The 20955-nt window shown below is 67.7% G+C and carries 12 protein-coding genes and 1 pseudogene; 8 read left to right on the top strand and 5 right to left on the bottom strand.

Features of this window, described 5'->3' with window-relative positions:
* Window positions 1-48: 48 nt before the first annotated feature.
* From H7A87_RS04045 to H7A87_RS04070, 6 genes and pseudogenes are all read left to right on the top strand, one after another.
* Complete coding sequence (locus H7A87_RS04045; RefSeq protein WP_119129635.1) at window positions 49-2577, top strand: prolyl oligopeptidase family serine peptidase; 2529 nt, start codon at window positions 49-51, stop codon at window positions 2575-2577.
* A gap of 444 nt (window positions 2578-3021) precedes the next feature.
* Entirely contained in the window at window positions 3022-5736 is a 2715-nt protein-coding gene (gene ppc, locus H7A87_RS04050) for a phosphoenolpyruvate carboxylase (RefSeq protein ID WP_119129636.1), read from the top strand.
* Between the two features lie 131 nt (window positions 5737-5867).
* Window positions 5868-6440 carry a TetR/AcrR family transcriptional regulator gene (locus H7A87_RS04055; protein WP_102583939.1) on the top strand — a complete coding sequence of 191 codons (573 nt, stop codon included), beginning with the start codon at window positions 5868-5870 and terminating at the stop codon, window positions 6438-6440.
* Window positions 6437-7474: a DUF4105 domain-containing protein gene (locus tag H7A87_RS04060; protein ID WP_119129637.1), complete on the top strand. Its 1038-nt coding sequence runs from the start codon at window positions 6437-6439 to the stop codon at window positions 7472-7474. The genes H7A87_RS04055 and H7A87_RS04060 overlap by 4 nt, the downstream gene beginning before the upstream one ends.
* Window positions 7471-9492 carry an alpha/beta fold hydrolase gene (locus H7A87_RS04065; protein ID WP_119129638.1) on the top strand — a complete coding sequence of 674 codons (2022 nt, stop codon included), beginning with the start codon at window positions 7471-7473 and terminating at the stop codon, window positions 9490-9492. Before H7A87_RS04060 ends, H7A87_RS04065 begins: the two co-directional genes overlap by 4 nt.
* Before the next feature lie 983 nt (window positions 9493-10475).
* Window positions 10476-11627: pseudogene (locus tag H7A87_RS04070) on the top strand (histidine-type phosphatase); the annotation flags it as partial.
* 782 nt (window positions 11628-12409) lie between these two features.
* Here the strand turns inward: H7A87_RS04070 and metK are convergent.
* Window positions 12410-13621: a methionine adenosyltransferase gene (gene metK / locus H7A87_RS04075; protein ID WP_024938312.1), complete on the bottom strand. Its 1212-nt coding sequence runs from the start codon at window positions 13619-13621 to the stop codon at window positions 12410-12412.
* A gap of 445 nt (window positions 13622-14066) precedes the next feature.
* Here metK and H7A87_RS04080 point away from each other — a divergent pair, with 445 nt between their 5' ends.
* Both H7A87_RS04080 and H7A87_RS04085 read left to right on the top strand, forming a co-directional pair.
* Window positions 14067-14873, top strand: a complete 807-nt coding sequence (locus tag H7A87_RS04080; RefSeq protein ID WP_119129641.1) for a UDP-2,3-diacylglucosamine diphosphatase — start codon at window positions 14067-14069, stop codon at window positions 14871-14873.
* Window positions 14874-15096: 223 nt separating this feature from the next.
* Window positions 15097-16185, top strand: a complete 1089-nt coding sequence (locus H7A87_RS04085) for a metal-dependent hydrolase (protein ID WP_119129642.1) — start codon at window positions 15097-15099, stop codon at window positions 16183-16185.
* Between the two features lie 58 nt (window positions 16186-16243).
* Here the strand turns inward: H7A87_RS04085 and H7A87_RS04090 are convergent, their stop codons facing one another.
* The 4 genes from H7A87_RS04090 to H7A87_RS04105 all read right to left on the bottom strand — a co-directional run bounded on the left by H7A87_RS04090 (window position 16244) and on the right by H7A87_RS04105 (window position 20919).
* Complete coding sequence (locus H7A87_RS04090) at window positions 16244-17068, bottom strand: methyltransferase domain-containing protein (RefSeq protein ID WP_119129643.1); 825 nt, start codon at window positions 17066-17068, stop codon at window positions 16244-16246.
* 28 nt (window positions 17069-17096) lie between these two features.
* A complete protein-coding gene (gene dusB / locus H7A87_RS04095; RefSeq protein ID WP_119129644.1) occupies window positions 17097-18095 on the bottom strand; it encodes a tRNA dihydrouridine synthase DusB in 999 nt (332 codons plus the stop codon).
* A gap of 491 nt (window positions 18096-18586) precedes the next feature.
* On the bottom strand, window positions 18587-19543 hold the full coding sequence (locus tag H7A87_RS04100) for a ribokinase (protein ID WP_119129645.1): 957 nt from the start codon (window positions 19541-19543) through the stop codon (window positions 18587-18589).
* A gap of 77 nt (window positions 19544-19620) precedes the next feature.
* Window positions 19621-20919: a nucleoside transporter C-terminal domain-containing protein gene (locus tag H7A87_RS04105; protein WP_016903833.1), complete on the bottom strand. Its 1299-nt coding sequence runs from the start codon at window positions 20917-20919 to the stop codon at window positions 19621-19623.
* Window positions 20920-20955: the final 36 nt, after the last annotated feature.

Here is a 20955-nt window from a genome sequence, read left to right on the forward strand (position 1 = left end):
CGCGGGCGGCTGCTATGGTCCGGAGTCGATCGACGCTGGGGATGGACAATGCAGGCGATATCCGATGCACGGCACGGCAGGCGGCGGCAGCGATGGGTCCTGGCAGGCGCGCTGGCGCTGAGCGCAACACCACTGGCTGCAGCGGCAGCCGTCGCACCGGCCGCCCAGCCCGCCGCGGCGGCAAGCACCGGCTACCAGCTGCCCTCCAAGGCGCTGCAGGCGGTGGTGGATGCCCCGCGCGCACCGCTGCTGCACCTGTCGCCCAAACGCGACCTGGGCGCGATGGTGCAGTTGCCTGCATTGCCGGACATCGCCGAGGTGGCCCAGCCCGAGCTCAAGCTGGCCGGCCTGCGCATCCATCCCAAGACGGTTGCCAGCAGCCGGTTTGCCTTTGCCGACAAGCTGTGGCTGCTGTCGGTGGCCGATGGCAGCGAGCGGCAGATCACCGGGCTGCCGACGCCGTTGGCGCTGGCCACGTTGAGCTGGTCGCCGGATCAGCGTTATCTGGCGTTCCGCCGCGAGGACGCGGCCAGCGGGGCCAACGAACTGTGGCTGGTGGACGTGGCGGCCGGGCAGGCCAGGCGCCTGGTCGCCGGCTTGAACACCAGCGTCGACGACGCCTTGCACTGGTTGCCCGATGGCAGCGGCCTGTTGCTGCAACAGCAGGTGGCCGGGCAGGGCACGCCACCGGCGCGCGACGCGACCCCGGACGGCCCGGCGATCCAGCAGACCAGTGCCGCGGCCGGCGTGCGCTCGCTGCCGACCTACCAGGACCTGCTGCGCAACGAGACCGACGCACGCGTGTTCGAGTACTACGCCACCGGCCAGCCGATCATCGTCGGCGTGACCGGGCAGGTGCGCCCGATCGCCACGCCCGGCATCTATCTCAACCTGTCGGTATCGCCGGATGGCCGCTACCTCCTGAGCGAACGCGCCGAACGGCCGTTTTCATACGTGGTGCCGGTGGACAATTTCGCCCGCCGCATCGAGGTGCTGGACCTGCAGGGCAAGCTGGTGCGCCAGATCGCACAGCTGCCGTTGGTCGAAGGCCTGCCGACCGGCAACGACGCGGTGCCCACCGGCGTGCGCGATATCGCCTGGCGCGCCGATGCGCCGGCCACGCTGGTCTGGGCCGAGGCGCAGGACGGCGGTGATCCGGCCCGCGCGAGCACGGTCCGCGATGCGGTGCTGATGCAGGCCGCGCCGTTCGCGCGCGCGCCGGTGACGCTGGCACGGTTGGGTAGCCGGTATGAAGGCATCCAGTGGGGCCGCGGCGATCTGGCCATCCTCAGCGAAAGCTGGTGGAAGACCCGCCGCACCAAACAGTGGCGCATCGCACCGGACCAGCCACAGCGCGCACCCGAATTGCTCTGGGACCGCTCCTCGCAGGACCGCTACAACGATCCCGGCACGCCGGCGACCGTGGCCGACGGCAAGGGCCGCACGCTGCTGCAGACCGGTGCCGACGGCAACAGCCTGTTCCTGCTCGGCAAGGGCGCTTCGCCGGAAGGTGATCGCCCGTTCGTGGATCGCTTCGATCTGCGCAGCAAGCGTGCCACGCGTCTGTTCCATTCGCAGGCGCCGAGTTATTCCGCGCCGCTGGCGTTGCTGGACGCGCAGGGCACGCAGTTGCTGCTCAGCCGCGAATCGCCCGAGGAGCCGGCCAACTACGTCGTGCAGACGTTGGGCGACGCAGCGCCTGCACCGCGGGCGTTGACGCATTTCGCCCACCCGCTGCCGCAGTTGCGCGGCGTGCAGAAGGAGCAGATCCGCTACAAGCGCGCCGATGGCGTGGACCTCACCGCCACGCTGCTGCTGCCGCCCGGTTACGACCCCAAGCGCGACGGCCCGCGGCCGCTGCTGATGTGGGCCTACCCGGGCGAGTTCAAGAGTGCCGATACCGCCAGCCAGGTCACCGACTCGCCGTACCGTTTCAACGCGATCAGCTACTGGGGCCCGCAGGCGTTCCTGGCGATCGGCTATGTGGTGCTCAACAACCCGACCATGCCGATCGTCGGCGAGGGCGATGCCGAGCCCAACGACACCTACGTGCCGCAGCTGGTCGCCGATGCGCAGGCCGCGGTGGACGAAGTGGTGCGGCGCGGGGTCACCGACCGCGAACACATCGCCATCGGCGGGCATTCCTATGGCGCCTTCATGACCGCCAACCTGCTTGCGCACACGCGGCTGTTCAAGGCCGGCATCGCGCGCAGCGGGGCCTACAACCGCTCGCTGACGCCGTTCGGCTTCCAGGCCGAGGAGCGCAACTACTGGCAGGCGCAATCGGTGTACCAGGCGATGTCGCCGTTCAACTATGCCGACAGGATCAAGGACCCGCTGCTGCTGATCCACGGCCAGGACGACAACAACACCGGCACCTTCCCGATCCAGAGCGAGCGCATGTTCGCCGCGATCAAGGGCCTGGGCGGCACCGCGCGGCTGGTGCTGCTGCCCAACGAATCGCATGCGTATCGCGCACGGCAGTCGATCCTGCAGATGCTGGCCGAGAGCGAGCAGTGGTTGAAGACCCATCTCGGCGAACCGGTGAAGGAGACCGGCGCGACGCGTACGCGTTGATCGATGGTGGGCCGGCACCGGCAGGAGCGCGCTTGCGCGCGATGCGGGGTTACCGGTGAAGCGTCGTCGCGCCCGGGTGCGCTCCTACGTGGATGCGGCCTGCGCGTCCCGGGACGCATCGCTGCGCCGCCCACGCGATTGCCGCGGTCACCCGTAGGAGCGCACCCGGGCGCGACGGGGCATGACCAGGACAACCCCACCCCGCAGGCGCGGCTTGTCCGCGATGGGCGTTACCCGGACAGCCCCACCTCGCAGGAGCGGGCTTGCGCGCGATGGGGCATTACCGGGAAAGCCCTATCGCGCGCCAGCGCGCTCCTACGAGAGTCATCGGACAAAGCGCTGGCACACGATGGTTGATGATGAAACCGTCGTGCCGGTCGCGATCATCTAATCCTTTTGGGTTAGTCTTCGACGACTTTGCGCTTGAGAGGGTGTGCGTTTCCGATGAACGAGTACCGCAGCAGTCTTGTGTTCGCTACCCCCGACCTGCCCTTGCGCGACGATGTGCGTCGGCTCGGCGCCCTGGTCGGTGACCTGCTCGCCGAGCAGGTCTCTGCGGAATTCCTCGAGGAAGTCGAACGCGTTCGCACCACCGCGATCGCGCGGCGCGAGGGCGATGCGCCGCCGTCCACGCTGAGCGCGCAACTGGCCGGGCGCGAGCCGCGCCAGGCCGAGGCGCTGGTGCGTGCCTTCAGCACCTATTTCCAGGTGGTCAACATCGCCGAGCGCGTGCACCGCATCCGCCGCCGCCGCGAATACCAGCGCAGCGGCACCGACACGCCGCAGCCCGATGGCCTGCACGACGCATTGCGTCGGCTCAAGGCACAGGGCGTGAGCCTGGACGAACTCAGCGCGTGGTTGCCGCGCATCGACGTGGAGCCGGTGTTCACCGCGCACCCGACCGAAGCGGTGCGCCGCGCGCTGCTGGAAAAAGAACAGCTGATGGTCGCCAGCCTGGTCGACAACCTGGACGGCATGCGCACGCCCAACGAGCGCGCCACCGACGCGGCGCGCTTCCGCATGGCCCTGACCGCCTCCTGGCAGACCGCCGACTCCTCGCCGGTGCGTCCCACCGTGGAGGATGAGCGCGAGCATGTGGGGTTCTACCTCACCCAGGTGCTCTATCGCGTGGTGCCGGTGATGTACGAAACCCTCGAACACGCCATCGAAGAGACCTACGGCAGCGTGCCGACCCTGCCGCGGCTGCTGCGCTTCGGCACCTGGGTCGGCGGCGACATGGACGGCAACCCCAATGTGGATGCCACCACCATTGCCGGCACGCTGGATGCGCAACGGCGTGCGGTGCTGGACCGGTATCAGAAGGAACTCTGGCAACTGGCCAGCCTGCTCAGCCAGTCGACCACGCTGGTGGCGGTGAGCCCGGCGTTGAGCGAGCAACTGCAGCGCTACCGCGCGTTGTTGCCGGAGGACGCCGCACGCTCGCGTCCGCGCCATGGCGACATGCCGTACCGGCTGCTCAACGATCTGATGCGCGCGCGCCTGCAGGCCACGCTGGACGATGCCGACGGCGCCTACACCAGTCCGTCCGAGCTGGAGCACGATCTGCAATTGATCCTGGACAGCCTGCAGGCCAACAAGGGCCTGCACGCCGGTTGGTTCGCGGTGCGCCGCCTGTTGTGGCGCGTGCGCAGCTTCGGCTTCCACCTGGCGCGTCTGGACGTGCGCCAGGAATCGAGCGTGCATGCGCGCGCGGTGGCCGACGCATTGGGTCAGGCGGACTGGGACGAACAGGACGCCACCCAGCGCGCCGCATTGCTCGGTCCGTATGCCTCCGGCGAACAGGCATTGCCGCGCGTGGATGACGAAGGCAATGCGCGGCTGGATGCGGTGTTCGCCGCGCTCGCCGATGCGCGCAGCCGCCATGGCGCCGATGCGCTGGGCAGCTACATCATCTCGATGGCGCACAACCGCGCCGACGTGCTCACCGTGCTGGCGCTGGCGCGCCGCGGCGGTCTGGTCGACGACGCCGGCACGGTGCCGCTGGATATCGTGCCGCTGTTCGAAACCGTGGACGATCTGCGCGGCGGCACCGGCACCGTGCAGGATCTGCTCGCCGACCCGGTCTACCGCCAGCACCTGGCTGCGCGCGGCGATACGCAGATGGTGATGCTGGGGTATTCGGACAGCGGCAAGGACGGCGGCATCACCGCCTCGCGGTGGGGGCTGCAACGCGCGCAGGTCGAACTGCTGGAGGCCGCCGCCGAACTCGGCGTGCGGCTGACCTTCTTCCACGGCCGCGGTGGCTCGATCGCGCGTGGCGGCGGCAAGACCAGCCGCGCGCTGGATGCCGCGCCGCGCGGCAGTGTCGATGGCCGGCTGCGCGTGACCGAGCAAGGCGAGGTGATCCATCGCAAGTACGGCATCCGTGCCCTGGCGCTGCGCTCGCTGGAACAGATGACCGGCGCGGTGCTGCTGTCCAGCCTGCGTCCGCGTGCGCCCGAGCCGCGCGAGGAGCGCTGGCGCCCGGTGATGGATCTGGTCGCCGAGCGCAGCACTGTGGCGTATCGCGCCTTCGTTGGCGCGCCGGATTTCATGCAGTACTTCCGCCTGGCCACGCCGATCGATGTGATCGAACGCATGACGCTGGGCTCGCGTCCGTCGCGCCGGCTCGGCCAGGACGCGGCCTTGTCCAACCTGCGCGCGATTCCGTGGGTGTTCGCCTGGAGCCAGGCGCGTGCGGTGATCCCGGGCTGGTACGGCGTGGGCAGCGGCCTGCAGGCGGCAGTGGATGCGGGGCACGAGGAGACCTTGCGCGAGATGGCGCAGGACTGGCCATTCTTCCGCACCTTCCTCGACGACGTGGCGATGGTGCTGTCCAAGGGCGACCTCACCATCGCCGAGCTGTTTTCGCGCTTGTCGGGCGACCTGCATGCGCGGTTCTTCCCGGGCATCGGCGCCGAGCTGGCGCTGACCAAGGGCTGGGTGAAGGCGTTGACCGGCCAGCAGTCGCTGCTGCAGCACGACCCGCGGCTGGCCTTGTCGATCCGCCTGCGCAACCCCTACATCGACCCGATCAGCGTGCTGCAGGTGGACCTGCTGCAGCGCTGGCGCGCCACCGATGGCGAAGACGACGAATTGCTGCGCGCGCTGGTGGCCTGCGTCAACGGTGTCTCGCAAGGCGTGCAGAACACCGGCTGATCCGTTCGCTGCTCCGGCCGTCGAAGGCGGCTGCCGGAGCAGACTGCCGGAGCAGACCGTTGGTCGGAGAGGGCGCGGATTGGTGAAGCGGGCTCTGGTGTTACCGGACAAATCTGTCCGATAATGCCGCGATGACGACTTCCCGCCCTGATGCCGCGCTGCGCCGCCGGCAGATACTCGATGCTGCCGACGAAGTGTTCAGCGAACACGGCGTCAACGCCCCGCTGGAATTGGTGGTCGAGCGTGCCGGCCTTGGCCGCGCCACGCTGTACCGCAACTTCCCCGACCGGCTCGCGCTGATGACCGCGCTGATGACCCGTGGCCTGGATGGCCTGGAACGGCTGGCCGCCGATCTGGCCGAGCGCCCGGACGGGCTGGCCGTGCTGCTGCACGATGTGGCCGAGCACATCGCCCAGTCCGCGCCGCTGGTGGATTTCTGGCGTTCGATCGAACGCGCGCACCCGGCCGTGGACGCGGCCGACCGGCGTGTGGTGCGCATCTTCCTGCCGTTCGTGCACCGCGCCCGCGACGCCGGCCTGTGCCGTGCCGATGTCGATGACGAGCAACTACTGCTGGTGATCGACATGCTCGGCAGCTGCCTGCGCGGCAACGACGAATCCGAACGCAAACGGCTTGCTCATCGCTCGGCCGACCTGTTGATGCACGCACTGGGCATGCAGGTGCCGGAAGGCGGCACCCGATGAAACCGGCCACGCGTTCGCGCATCGGGCGCTGGGCGTTGCGGGGGGCGCTGGTGCTGGCCGCGCTCTGGGGCGGGCTGGCGATCTACTTCGCGCTGACCGGCAATGCGTTCGTGCGCGCGGCGTGGGTGGGCTCGTGGTGCGCGATGGCAATCGCGGCGTTGTGGGGGTTGCGGCGTGGCCGCGAGAACTGGGCCTTGGTGGGCATCTTCAGTGCCGCCTTCGCGGTGCTGGCGCTGTCGTGGTGGATGATGCAGCCCAGCCAGGACCGCGACTGGGCCGACGATGTCGCCCAGCGCCTGCAGCCGGAGGTGCACGGCAACATCGTCACGCTGCACAACGTGCGCAATTTCGACTGGCATGGCGAAACCGACTACCAGCCGCGCTGGGAAACCCGCCAGTACGACCTGGATCGCCTGGTCAGCGCCGATCTGGCGCTGTCGTACTGGATGGGTCCGGCGATCGCGCACACGTTGGTGTCGTTCGGTTTCGACGACGGCTCGCACGTGGTGTTCTCGCTGGAAATCCGCAAGGAGCGTGGCGAGTCGTTCTCGGCATTGGGCGGGTTCTTCCGCAGTTTCGAAGAAACCCTGGTGGCCGCCGACGAGCGCGACATCCTGCGCGTGCGCACCAACGTGCGCGGCGAGGACATGTACCTGTACCGGCTGGCGCTTCCCAAGGCCGGGCTGCGCCGCATGTTCATGGGCTACGTGGGCCTGGCCAACGACCTGAATCGCGCGCCGGCGTTCTACAACACGCTCACCAGCAACTGCACCACGATCGTGTTTGCGTTGGCGCGCCAATTGCAGCCCACCTTGCCGCTGGATCATCGCCTGTTGCTGTCCGGCTACGTCGACGAATACGCCTACGATCACGATGGGCTGATGCCCGGCTACGACTTCGCCACCCTGAAGCAGCGCGGATATTTCACCGCACGTGCGATCGCCGCCGACAAGGCCGCGGATTTCTCCGATCGCATCCGTGCCGGCATGCCGCAGGCGCCAGCACCAGCATCAGCCGGGAGCGCAGTGCGATGACGCCGCGCCTGCGTGGATGCCGCGCCGCTGCCGTGCTGGCAGGACTGCTGGCGAGCCTGTGGCTGAGCGGCTGCGCGATGGTCACGGTGCAATCGCACAGCAGCGGCGACTACATCGCGCGCACGCGCGGCGATGTGCTCAGTACCGGCGCATTGAGCCAGGCCAGCAGCGAGACGGTGCAGGTGGCCGGTCTGCAGCCCAAGGCCTGCCGCAGCGACCCGCTGCCCTGCCTGCAGCAGCTCACCACCCTCGCAGGCATCGGCAATGAGCGCCGGCTGGCGACGCAGGCCGAGCTCTGGACGGCGCAGGCGATTGCCCTGGGCGGGCGCGACCCGGCAACGATGAGCGATGCGGCAGTCGACGCCTGGCTGGAAGCGGCGCGGCATGCCTACGCCTACCTGTTCTTCACCGATCGGGCGCCCAGTGCGCGTGCGTTCGAGAATCGCCAGACGCAGGTACGCGACTACTACAACTATGCCGTGCAGCAGGTGATCGAACGCCTGTTCGCGCGCGCGCAGCAGACCGGCCAGACCGAGCGCGAACCCACCACCCTGGGGCGCTGGCAGGTCAGGATCGACATGTCTGCGTATCGCTTGCCGGGCGGTGGCAACACGCCGCGCGCGATCTTCGCCGCCTCGGCGTTGCGCTTCGATGGACTGCGCAGCACGTATCGACGGGATGGCTTCGGGGCCGAACTGGTGGCCGAGGTGGACCCGCAAGTGGTCGGCGACCCCGCCGGGCTGGCCTTGCAACCAGCCGCCACCGTCGCAGCACCGGAGCGTCCGCTGCCGACCTTCAGCGAGATGCCGTACGCACCGGCAACGCTGCTGCTGCGTTTCGATGGACAGACGCTGGATGCAGTGCTGCGTGGCCATGCCGCCACCGTGGTGCCCTACGATCCGTATCGCCAGAACGAGGTGGTGCTGCATGGCCAGCGCGTGCCGCTGGCGGCCAATTTCACCGCCGCCTATGGGCTGTGGCTGGCCAGGTCCGGGTTTGCCGCGCAGTCGCTGCGGTCGATGCTGGGCCGCGCGCGCGGCATCGACCGCCCGCATCTGTATCTGATGCAGCCCTACGACCCGGACCGGCGCGTGCTGCTGATGCTGCACGGGCTGGCCAGCAGCCCGGAAGCCTGGGTCAATGTCGCCAACGAAGTGATGGGCGATGAAGCGCTGCGCCAGCGCTACCAGATCTGGCAGGTGTACTACCCCACCAATGCGCCGGTGGCGGTCAACCGCGCCGAAATCCAGGCCCTGGTGGAGCGCAGCCTGCAGCACTTCGATCCGGCCGGCACGGCGATCGCATCGCAGGACATGGTGTTGATCGGCCACAGCATGGGCGGGGTGATCGGCCGCCTGCTGGTGTCCTCGTCGGGCGATCGCCTGTGGAATTCCCTGCTGGAAAACTACCGGCTGGACGGCGAGCGCGGCGCACGCATCCGCGCGAAGTTGTCGCCGCTGCTGCATTTTTCGCCAATGCCGCAGATCGACCGCGCCATCTTCATCGCCGCGCCGCATCGCGGCACGCCCCTGGCCGAGGGTGGGCTGGGGCGTTTCGTCGGCCGCCTGGTGCGTTTGCCGATCGCCTTGCTGGATCGCTTCGGCGATGTGTTTCAGGACCTGGCCAGCAGCGAGCGTGGCGGGCAGGGCGGCGACCCGCGCCGCAAGCGGCGCCTGCTGCCGCCGACCAGCATCGACAACCTGCGCGATACCGATCCGTTCGTGCGCGCCAGCATGGACCTGCCGATTTCCCCGCAGGTGCATTACCACACCATCGTCGGACGCGAAAAACCGCAGGTGCCGCTGGCCGACTCCGACGATGGCCTGGTGCCATATCGCAGCGCGCACCTGGACGGTGCCGAGTCCGAACTGGTGGTGACCTCCTGGCACAGCGTGCAGGAAACGCCGCAGGCGATTCTGGAGATCCGCCGCATCCTGCACGAGCAATTGCGCTCCGAGGCGGCGGGCGCAACGGATGCGCAGGGCAAGCCAGCGGCCGCAACGCCCGCGACATTCTGATCGCGCTGCAGCGCACTGCCGGAAGGCGTGGCTTACAGGGCACGCACTGCGGATGTGGAATTTGCCAGCGGCCGACAATGCGCGCTGCCATCCGATGCGCGTCCCGCACTAGCGCATTGTTTATCTGGCCCGTGCCATCAGGCGGTTTCCCGAAGACGCCTGAAGCAGGGAAGAGGCAATGCGCACGATGCGGTCGGCAGTGATCCGGGTGCCCCTGCTATTGGCCGGCCGCGGCCGCGACGAAGGCCAACGGCAGGCGGCCGGTCCCGCGGGCACCACGCCGCTGCCAGCACAGACCGCAGCGCCTTCATCCGCAGCGCCACCCGTGGCCGATCAAGCGCTACCCGGATTCCCGGCCATCCCGCCGATCGTGATTGCATAAGCACGCAGGACAACGACGATCCCGTGCAGGTGGCGCAGCATGCGCGTGCTGCGGGCAGATGTGCCGATGCGTTGATGCCGGCCCATCGCAAGTCATCGTGCCGCGGCCCTGTGCAGGGCGTCCTGACGGCCGGTGCGAAGGCTATCCACGCAAGGTGGCGCACCATGCGGCGCGGTGCGATTCGTAAGGACGCCTGCCGCGCCCGTTACCGTGGCCGCGCGGCTGATGCGCAGCATATCGGCGCGTGGTGCTTGCCCGGACATGTTCGCGAAGTTCCGCCGGATGTCGTCTGCCTGGCACATTGGCAACGTAGATTCCGCCGTGACCAACGGGATGACCACCAAGCATGTGTTCTGGGCACGCGATGACAACGGGGCAGGGTAGTGACCCGACGCCTGCAGGCGACGACGGCAGCGACGCGATGGGGGTTGCGTTGTTGCCATCCTGCAGAGGCGTCGCGCCGTTGCGCGCAGGTATCAGGCCGGCATCGACGACCGCGTCTTGGCTGCGATGGCTGGTGCCGGCGCTCAGCTTCGGCGCGCTGCTGCTGATCGGCTGCACGCCGCGTCCGCCCGGACCGCCCGCAGTCGCAAAGACCGCGCAGGCCGCGCAACTGGAACGCGTGGTGGTTGTCTTTCGGCACGGCGTGCGCGCACCGCTGCAGGGCGAAGCCGCTGCGGCGCACTATGCCGACGCGCCATGGCCGCAATGGTCCACAGCGGCCAGCCTGCTGACGCCGCGTGGGCGCATCGGCGTGCACTTGAGCGGCGACTATTTGCGCCAATGGCTGGTGCAGCAGGGCGTGTTGCCACCGAGCGGGTGCCCGGCACCAGGCAGCGTGTCGGTCTGGGCCAATACCGACCAGCGCACCATCGACAGCGGCGCCCTGCTGGCCGCGGCGCTGGCACCGGGCTGCGGGATCGTCGCCGGGCATCGCCAGGCCGGCAGCAACGATCCGTTGTTCCGACCGATCGAGGCCGGTGCAGTGCCGTTCGATGGCGCGGCGGCAGTTGCGGCGATCAATAGACAGACCGGTGGCCCAGCCGCAGTGTTGCGAGGGCACGCGGCCGAGCTGCAGGCGATGCAGCAGATCCTGGGCTGCACGCGCACACCCTGCGACTTTGCGCAGATGCCGTCCACGCTGACGCCGTCGGCCAACGGGCGCGGCCTGGCGCTGGGTGGGCCGATCGATCTGACCTCCGGCACCGGCGAGGTGTTGCTGCTGCAATACGCCGAAGGCCTGCCGCTGGCGCAGGTCGGCTGGGGCCGTGCCACACCCGAGCGGCTGGCGCAGGTGTCCCGACTGCATGCCTTGTTGTTTGATATCTACGCACGTCCGCATTACATGGCCTCACGCTCGGGCGCACCGCTGGCGCGCAACGTGCTGCAGCGCTTCGGCAATATGCAGGCGCCAACGGTCTCTGTTTTCGTCGGCAGCGATACGCATATCGCCGCGTTGAGCAGTTTGCTGGGCCTGCACTTCCATCTGCCCGGCTACGGCGCCGACGATCCGCCGCCAGGTGGCGCGCTGGTGCTGGGCCTATGGCGCGAGCCGAACGGGCAGCAGATAGTACGTGCGCAGTACCTGGCGCAATCGCTGGATCAACTGCGGACGCTGGCGCCGTTGGATCTGGCGCACCCGCCGTTGCAGCAGACGTTGGCGCTTGGCATTTGCACAGCTGGGCAACGCATGGCATGCCCGTTGCCGGAGTTTATACACGCGCTTGAGAAACAGCTGCAGCTCGATCGGTAACCGTGCAGCAGCAATCCTGATCTGGAAAAGGCGACCACCGGTTGTTCCTTCTCCCAACGGAAGAAGGTGCCCCGCAGGGGCGGATGAGGGTACGCGCGACGCCTGGTGTCATCGAATATGCAAAGAGGCTACGCCCCGTACCCTCACCCCAACCCCTCTCCCGCAGGAGAGGGGCTTTTCTTTTTTCAGCCGCCGACGATGATCGGTGGTGCTTGCGCGCGTGCCGGTGTGGGACCTTGAGCGGCATGGATATCGCGCCAGAGCCTACATGGACGTACTTGCGGCGTATCCCACGCCGGTACGCGCGCAAGCGCCCGTAGCAGACCGAAGCTTCTACGGAGCACCAGCAGATCTCATGCGCAGGGTTGGTCGGTGTGCGGAGTTGGTCGGCAGCGCGGCGCCGCATCCGGTGTCGGGACACGCCGTGAATCCATCCCTGGAGGCTCGGTGGCGGCATCCATGCCGCCACACGGTCCCGCCCCCGGACGCGGCACCGCGCTCCCAGCGTTGCCACTGCTGATCGGCAGGCGATTACGCTTGCAAGCGCCTTCAGTGGCCGAAGCCTTCAGTCACAGAGCGTCAGTGACTGGAGCATTCGCACAAACCCACTAGATGTCCAACGCGCAGATTCGTCAGTAAGCGTGGCCGCATCAAAAAACCGGACCCGCAGTGAATCCAGCCGTGGGGTTCGGTTGGAAGCATCCATCCCACCAAAACGCACATGGGCCGCATCAGCGGCCCATGTGCAATTCACTGCATCCGCTCCCGCAGGAGCAGTTGGCTTACTTCAGCTTGGCGTCGGCGCGCAGGGCGTCGGCGCGGTCGGTCTTTTCCCACGAGAACGCGGTGGCGGTGTGCTGCGCGCCGGTTGCGTCGGTGTAGGAGAAGTCCTTCGGCTTGCGGCCGAAGTGGCCGTAGGAGGCGGTCTGCTGATACATCGGGTGGATCAGGTCGAGCATCTGGATGATGCCGAACGGACGCAGGTCGAAATGCTTGCGGATCAGCTTTTCGATCTGTTCGTCGGCGATCTTGCCGGTGCCGAAGGTGGTGACCGAAATCGAGGTCGGCTCGGCCACGCCGATGGCGTAGGAAACCTGCACTTCGCAACGGTCGGCCAGGCCGGCAGCCACCACGTTCTTGGCCACGTAGCGCGCGGCGTAGGCTGCCGAGCGATCGACCTTGGACGGATCCTTGCCGGAGAACGCGCCGCCACCGTGGCGCGCCCAGCCGCCGTAGGTGTCGACGATGATCTTGCGGCCGGTCAGGCCGCAATCGCCCACCGGCCCGCCGATCACGAACTTGCCGGTCGGGTTGATGTGGAACTTGGTGCCCTTGTGCAGCCACTTGGCCGGCAGCACCGGCTTGAGGATTTCCTCGCGCACGGCCTCGACCAGATCCTTCTGCTTGATGCCCGGATCGTGCTGGGTCGACAGCACCACCGCGTCGATCGCGGTCGCAACGCCGTCTTCGTAGCGCAGGGTGACCTGCGACTTGGCGTCCGGACGCAGCCAGGACAGCGCCGAGTTCTTCTTCTTGCGGATCTTGGCCTGCTGCTCGACCAGGCGGTGCGCCAGATGGATCGCAGCCGGCATGTGGCTGTCGGTCTCGTTGGTCGCATAGCCGAACATCAGGCCCTGGTCGCCGGCGCCCTGCTGTTCCGGGTTCTTGCGGTCCACGCCCTGGTTGATGTCCGGCGACTGCTTGCCGATCAGGTTGAGCACGCCACAGGTCTCGCCGTCGAAGCCGACGTCGGAGCTGTTGTAGCCGATGTCCAGAATGACCTTGCGGGTCAGCGCTTCCAGGTCGATCCAGGCACTGGTGGTCACTTCGCCGGCAACGATCGCCACGCCCGTCTTGACCATCGTCTCGCATGCCACGCGGGCGCGCTTGTCCTGGGCCAGGATGGCATCCAGCACTGCGTCGGAGATCTGGTCGGCGATCTTGTCCGGATGGCCTTCGGAGACCGATTCGGAGGTGAACAGGTAGCTGGACATCAGGCTTATATCCCTTGATTCGGATGAAAAGATGGGTGCGGATGATACACCGTCCGACAACCCTGTGCATTGTGCGCCTGAACAGCCCGGTGTGGCGTTAAACCCGTGTCGTGGCACGGGTTTGCACGGTCATCGGGGTGTCGTCAGCTTGCCATGCAGTGGTCGTATCGAGCGGTCAGCATGCGCGCGTACCTGGCGCCTTGGCTGCTTGCGGCCGGGGCGCCGCAGGGGAATAAGCGATGCCGTTGGACAGCGTGCCGGGGCGAGGGCGCATGGCTGCCATGGCGCCCACGACCCGCGATGCGGTGTTCGATGCAGTGCGTCGCGGCTTGCGGCGGGGTGTGCATCTACGCGCGTGCGCTGCCGGCGCCTGCGGGCGGCGCACGCACCCTGCCTGCGCCGCGCCCGATCGCAGCGCCGAGATTTCTGCCCCGGAGACGCCCGCATGCACTTGTCCACGTTGCATCCACCGGTCCGTGCCTTGTTCCTGTCCGACCTGCACCTGGGCTCGCGGCATTGCCATGCCGCCGAGATCGCCGCCTTCATTGGCCGCCAGCGGTGCCAGAGGCTGTATCTGGTGGGCGACATCATCGACCTGTGGTGGATTTCGCAGCGGCGCGCGGTCTGGGACGTGGCGCATCAGCAGGTGATCGCGGCCCTGCATGCGCAGGCCCGGCGTGGCACCGAGATCATCTACGTGCCCGGCAACCACGACCGTGCCATCCGCCGCTTCTGCGGCCTGGTGATGCCGGCCATGCAGGTGCGCCGACGCAGCGTCCACACCTTGCTGGACGGGCGCCGGCTGCTGGTCACCCATGGCGACGACTACGACGCGCAGACCCATTTCGGCGGCCTGCAGGAACGATTTGGCGACTGGCTCTACTACCGCATCCTCACCGGTAATCAGCTGACCAATCGTCTGCGGCGTCGGCTGGGCATGCGCTACTGGTCGCTGGCCGAGTTTCTCAAGCGACGCAGCGATGCAGCCGAGCGTTACATCGGCCGCTTCGTGGCGGCCGGCCTGGCCGATGTGGTGCGCCGCGATCTGGACGGCATCGTCTGTGGGCATATCCATCGCGCCGCACTGCGCATGCAGGCTGGCCATCTGTACGCCAACACCGGCGACTGGGTGGAGAGCCTGACGGCGCTGCGCGAGACGCAGTGCGGCGCACTGCAACTGGTCAACCATCACGGCGAGGTGCTGGCCGAGCTGGCGCCGCAACCCCACGCCGCGCAGCAGCGCGCGGCGTGAGGTCGTCATGCGTAGCGCATGTCGGCAGGCCGCGGCTGCCGGGAGCCGCCATCGGGCTGCAGCGTCCGCCATCCTGGTGCAGGGCATCCAGACGTCGGCAGCGGCCTCGTTTTTTGTCAGCGAACCGCAGCGCGATGCGGGCAACGCACCTGCTGGCTGACTGCCCCGCGGTCGTAACGCACGCGATGGCACTGAACGATGCCTGGCCTGCTAGCATCGGCCGATGGATTCATTGACCCAGATCGTTCTCGGCGGCGCCGTCGCCGCTGCCATCGCACCGGCTGGACAGCGCCGTGCGGCCCTGTTGGCCGGCGCCGCACTGGGCACCTTGCCCGATCTCGATGCGCTGGTGTTGCTGCCGTTGACCGACGATCCGGTCACGCTGATGACGGTGCATCGCAGCGCCAGCCATTCGTTGTTGGTGCTGCCGTTGCTGGGCTGGCTGATCTGGTGGCTGTTTCGCCGCTACGGCAATGGGCGCGTGGCCAGTGCGCCCAAGCGCTGGTTCTGGGCGATCCAGCTGGCCTTGATCACCCATCCCTTGCTCGATGCCTTCACCGTCTACGGCACCCAGCTGTGGTGGCCGCTGCAGCCGCATCCGGCGATGTGGTCGAGCGTCTTCATCATCGACCCGGCCTACACGCTATGGCTGTTGCTCGCCTGCGCGGTGGCATGGTTTGCACGCGCGCGGCCCGTCGCGCAGCACGCGCTGGTGATCGGGCTGGCGCTCAGCTCCGCCTATCTGGGTTGGTCGTTGCTGGCCAAGCACCTGGTCGACCAGGAAGCGGACCGTGCGCTGGCCGCACTCGGACTGAAGGATGCGCCGCGCTTCTCGGTGCCGATGCCGCTCAATACCCTGCTGTGGCGCGTGGTGGCGATGACGCCCAACGGCTATGTGATCGGCGAGCGCTCGCTGGTGGCCGACAAGGGCCCGATGCAGTTTCGTGGCTATTCCAGCAACACCCAGGCGCTGGGCGAAGTGGCCCGGTTCGATTCAGTGCGCCGGTTGACCTGGTTCAATCGCGGTTTCATGCGCGCACGCCTGGTCGATGACGAGCTGATGCTCAGCGACCTGCGCATGGGCCTGGAGCCGGACTACAACTTCAATTTCGTGGTGGCCCACCGCGAAGACGGGCAGTGGCAGCCGATCGCGCCGCGACAGATCCAGGCCGCCTACCGCGCGCCGGTGGCGCGCGATCAGATCGGCCAGGTGCTGGCGCAGATGTGGCGCCGCATCTGGCACGAACCCACCGGGACGGTGCTGACCGGTGATCTGGAACATGCCGCGATGCCTGCACCGGCGGCCCGGTAGGCGTGCCCAGGCGGTTGGCCAGCAATGCGCCTGCCGCAGCTCCGTGCAGCACGCCGGCTCAATACACCGTCGCGCGTGCCTGCACGAACGAGTAGAAGAACACCGCGTCCGGGTCGCTGTGCACCTGTGCCAGTTCGCGGCGCATGCCGTCCACGGTGTCTGCGTTCACCGCGCCGGCCGCAAGCAATTGGTCGGCCGCCGACAGCAGCACTTCTTCCCAGAATCCGATCATGGTCTTGCGCCGGCCCGGCTCGCGGTTGTCCAAATGCAGCGTCTTGATCTCGGTATGCACATCGCGAAAGCCGCCGGCCAGCAGCAGGTTGCCCAGCTTGGCGCCGACGAACGGGTCGCCGCCCTGGTCGTGGAAATCGTTGAAGGCCATCCAGTAGCGCCATAGGTTGGGCGAATACGGATGCAGCAGGAACGAGGCGTTCATCACCTCGGTGACATACACCGGCGAGCCCGGCAGCAGCACGCGCCGTACCTCGTTGAGCACGCGCGCAGGCGAGGGCACATGCTCGAGCACCCAGCACAGGAATGCCGCATCGAACTGACGCGCCTCGAACGGCAGGTCGCTCGCATCGGCCTGCTGCAGCGTGTAGCGCTCGCGGCACCATGCCAACCGTTCGAGATTGGCGCGTGCCGCGCCCAACTGGGCCTCGCTCAGGTCCACGCTGGTGACATGCAGGTCGGGAAAGCGGCGCAGCAGGATTTCGGTCTGCGCGCCCACGCCGCTGCCCACCTCCAGCAGCCGGCGCGCGCCGCTGTAGTCGATCTGGTTGAACAGCGTGGCTTCCAGCAGGCGCGCCTGTTTGAGCAGGCGTGCCTGTTCGGTGGACGAAAATCCATGCAGATAGGTCGGGGTGTCGCTCGGTGCGCTCATCGCTGCAGCTCCAACAACGCGGAAAAACTCAGGCGGCAACCGACAGTGCCGGTGGCACGCCGGCGATCAGGGCATCGAAATACGCGCCGGTCAGTTCCAGCTGCGCTTCCGGTGTTTCGGCGCGATTGACCACCGCGCGAAAGTCGGCACTCTGCGGGTGATCCTTCGCGTACCAGCCCAGATGCTTGCGCGCGATGCGCACGCCCTGCGGCTGCCCATAGAACGCATGCAAGGCTTCCAGGTGGCCGAGCAGGGTATCGCGCACGAACGCCAACGACGGCGGCGGCAACAGCTCGCCGGTGGCCAGATAGTGCGCCACCTCGCCGAAGATCCACGGGCGCCCCTGCGCCGCACGCCCGATCATCACCGCATCCACGCCGGTGGCGCGCAGTACCTGCGCCGCCTTCTGCGGCGAATCGATATCGCCATTGGCGATGACCGGAATCTGCAGCGCGGCCTTTATCTGCGCAATCGTGGCGTACTCGGCAACGCCGGTGTAGTGCTGGTCGCGGGTGCGCCCGTGCACCGCCAGCGCGGCGATGCCGCAGTCCTGCGCGATGCGTGCGATGGTCGGACCGTTGCGGTGATCGCAATCCCAGCCGGTGCGGATCTTCAAGGTTACCGGCACATCCACCGCCTGCACCACTGCGCGCAGGATGCGTGCCACCAGCTCTTCGTCGCGCATCAGCGCCGAGCCGGCCCAGGCGTTGCAGACCTTCTTGGCCGGGCAGCCCATGTTGATGTCGATCAGCTGCGCACCGTGGTCGACGTTGTAGCGCGCCGCCTCGGCCAGTTGCTGCGGCTCGGTGCCCGCAATCTGCACGCTGACCGGATCCGGCTCGCCGGCATGGTCCATGCGGTGCAGCGATTTGCGCGTGCCCCAGAAACGCGGATCGGAGATGGTCATCTCCGACACCGCCAGCCCGGCGCCCAGCCGCTTGCACAGCAGCCGGAACGGCTTGTCGGTGACGCCGGCCATCGGGGCCAGGATCACCTTGGGGTCGATGGAGTAGGGGCCGATCTGCATGGCGGCATTGTAGCTGGGTGGGGGAATCGGGAGTCGGGAATCGGGAATCGGGAATCGGGATTCGGGAATCGGGAATCGGGAATCGGAAGAGCGTTTTCGGCTTTCGGTCTTGCGCGGTTGCTGCGCGGGTCGCGTGACTGGTAGAGCGAGGGCAGCGGCAAGATTGCTGGTTGACCGTCCCCTCACCCCAACCCCTCTCCCGACGGGAGAGGGGCTTCTATTCCTTCTCCCGCCGGGAGAAGGTGGCGCGTCAGCGCCGGATGAGGGTAGGGCGCCCGACGCTGCATCACGCCTGGTGCCGCCGCCCAGCCTGCTATCAGATGAAGAAGATCGAAGCGCCGGCGCAGCGGGGCTCGCAGCCTCCGTCGATGGACAGGCCTCGACATGCCGGTCGCGGATCAAACCAGTCTGGTGGGCATGGCCGACGCCCTGAACGCAGAAGGCGACCGCATCGCTGCGGTCGCCTTCGTTGTTTGCCTGAAGCGCGCGGATCACACGACCGGTTCGGGGGCCATGCGCGGCATCGAGGTGGCGGCGCCTTCCACTTCGGTGGAGCGCGCGGCGTAGCGGGTGGCAAAGCGCACGTGGGTGATGAAGCTGGCAGTGGGCGCTTGTGCCAGCGAGGCCACCAGCGCGCCGTTGAAGGCGTCACCGGCGCCGGTGGTGTCCACGGTCTGCGCGCTTTCCGCGCCCACCCGGTAATGCGCGGCCGTGTCGCCGCGCAGCTGTTCTTCGGCGTGCGAGATGAAGGCGCCCACCGATCCCAGCGTCACCACCACGGTACCGCCCGGCAACAGCTTGCGGCACAGCGAATGCAGCGTGTTGCCGTCCAGCGCCGCCACATCGTCGGCATTGATGCGTTCGCCGACGTGGCGGCCGAGCAGGGCGGCAAACTCGGTTTCGTTGGGCGTCAGCACATCCGACAGCTTGAGCAGGCCGATCGAGGTCGGTGCATTGGCCGGTGCGGCGTTGAGCACGGTCAGCACGCCGCACTCGCGTGCCAGTGCCAGCGCCGACTCGATGGTTTCCGCCGGCGATTCCAGCTGCGCCAGCAACACGCTGGACGAGGCCACCAGTGCGCGTTGGTTGTCCACGAATGCAGCGCTCAGCACCGAATTGGCGCCGGCACCGATCACGATGGTGTTGCGGCCGTGCGCGTCGACGTAGATCCCGCCGGTGCCGGTCGGCTCGTTGCTGGGCTCGGCGATCAGTGCGAAGCCGTCGTGCGCCGCCAGCGAGCGCGCCAGCGCACCGCCGGCATCGTCGCCCAGCGCGCACAGAAAGTGCGTCCTGGCGCCGGCACGTGCAGCCGCGACCGCCTGGTTGAAGCCCTTGCCCCCCGGGCCGGTGCTGTAGCGACCGGCGATGGTGGCGCCCGGCGCAGGCAGCACGTCGCAGCGCCACACGTGATCGACATTGAAGGACCCGACAACGACGACCGAACTCATAAATACCCTTGACTTGAATGACTGAATGAAACGTGGCGTGCGGCGATTAGACCGTCACACCGATGAACCCGCGCCCCTCAACCGAAATGCGAGAGCACACCGGCAATGGTAGCGGTCATGAACGTGGCGATCGAACCGCCCAGCACCGCGCGCAGCCCGAACTTGGCCAGATCGTGACGGCGTTCCGGTGCCAGCCCGCCGATGCCACCGATCTGGATCGCAATCGAGCTGAAGTTGGCAAAGCCGCACAACGCATACGTGGCAATCAGCCGACCCTCCGCGCTCAGGCCCACGCCCGGCACTTCGCCCTTCACGATACGCGACAGTTCGCTGTAGGCGACGAACTCGTTGATCACCACTTTCTGCCCGATCAGCGAGCCGACCGTGGTCGCGTCCACCCACGGGGTACCGATCACCCAGGCGATCGGCGCCAGCACGTAGCCGAAGATCGTCGACAGGTTGGTCGGCCGGCCCAGCAGCGCGGCAGCGCCGGTGATCTCGCCCAGCCAGGTCAGCGGTGCGTTGATCAGGGCGATCAGCGCAATGAAGGCCAGCAGCATCGCGCCGATGTTCAGCGCCAGCCGCAAGCCATCGCCGGCGCCGGCCGCGGCCGCATCGATGACATTGCTGGTGGTCTTTTCCACTTCCATCTTGACCGTGCCACGCGTCAGCGGGGTACCGGTTTCCGGCACCAGCAGCTTGGCCACCACCAGGGTGGCGGGCGCGGCCATGATGCTGGCGGCCAGCAGATGCTTGGCGTAGAACGCCTGCTGCGCGGGATCGCTGCCACCGAGCATGCCGACGTAGGCGGCCAACACGCCGCCGGCGATATGCGCCATGCCGCCGATCATCATCGTCAGCAGCTCGGACTGGGTCATCTTGGGGATGTACGGGCGCACCGTCAGCGGCGCCTCGGTCTGGCCGATGAACACGCTGGCGCACACGCTGGTGGTTTCCGCGCCGGACACGCGCATCACCTTGGTGATCGCCCAGGCCATCGCGCGGACCACCACCTGCATCACGCCCAGGTGGTAGAGCACGCCCATCAGCGCCGAGAAGAAGATGATGGTGGGCAGCACCTGGAACGCGAAAATGAAGCCGTAGCTGTCGATGTTCATCAGGTTGCCGAAAATGAAGGTGGACCCTTCATTAACGAAGCTCAGCACCTTGACGAAGCCCTTGCCCAGCGAATCGAACACATCGCGTCCGCCCGGCACCAGCAGCACCAGCGCGGCGAACGAAATCTGCAGCGCCAGACCGGTGGCAACCAGCCTCCAGTCGATCGCGCGGCGGTTGCTCGAAAACAGCCAGGTGATGCCGATGAGCACCGCCAGACCGAACAGGCCGAAACCGATCCTTCCCAAACCTTCGACCATTCCAATCCCCGGGGCTGCTGACGGCAAAACGAGAAG

This window comes from Xanthomonas sp. CPBF 426, from assembly GCF_903989465.1.
Lineage (GTDB): Bacteria > Pseudomonadota > Gammaproteobacteria > Xanthomonadales > Xanthomonadaceae > Xanthomonas > Xanthomonas euroxanthea.

Bases quoted from the DNA above. Each gene is read 5' to 3' on its own strand.
- metK (WP_024938312.1), bottom strand. From the start codon at position 13,621: ATGTCCAGCTACCTGTTCACCTCCGAATCGGTCTCCGAAGGCCATCCG.
- H7A87_RS04100 (WP_119129645.1), bottom strand. From the start codon at position 19,543: ATGAGTTCGGTCGTCGTTGTCGGGTCCTTCAATGTCGATCACGTGTGG.
- H7A87_RS04080 (WP_119129641.1), top strand. From the start codon at position 14,067: ATGCACTTGTCCACGTTGCATCCACCGGTCCGTGCCTTGTTCCTGTCC.
- H7A87_RS04105 (WP_016903833.1), bottom strand. From the start codon at position 20,919: ATGGTCGAAGGTTTGGGAAGGATCGGTTTCGGCCTGTTCGGTCTGGCG.
- H7A87_RS04060 (WP_119129637.1), top strand. From the start codon at position 6,437: ATGAAACCGGCCACGCGTTCGCGCATCGGGCGCTGGGCGTTGCGGGGG.
- H7A87_RS04055 (WP_102583939.1), top strand. From the start codon at position 5,868: ATGACGACTTCCCGCCCTGATGCCGCGCTGCGCCGCCGGCAGATACTC.
- ppc (WP_119129636.1), top strand. From the start codon at position 3,022: ATGAACGAGTACCGCAGCAGTCTTGTGTTCGCTACCCCCGACCTGCCC.
- dusB (WP_119129644.1), bottom strand. From the start codon at position 18,095: ATGCAGATCGGCCCCTACTCCATCGACCCCAAGGTGATCCTGGCCCCG.
- H7A87_RS04090 (WP_119129643.1), bottom strand. From the start codon at position 17,068: ATGAGCGCACCGAGCGACACCCCGACCTATCTGCATGGATTTTCGTCC.
- H7A87_RS04045 (WP_119129635.1), top strand. From the start codon at position 49: ATGCAGGCGATATCCGATGCACGGCACGGCAGGCGGCGGCAGCGATGG.
- H7A87_RS04065 (WP_119129638.1), top strand. From the start codon at position 7,471: ATGACGCCGCGCCTGCGTGGATGCCGCGCCGCTGCCGTGCTGGCAGGA.
- H7A87_RS04085 (WP_119129642.1), top strand. From the start codon at position 15,097: ATGGATTCATTGACCCAGATCGTTCTCGGCGGCGCCGTCGCCGCTGCC.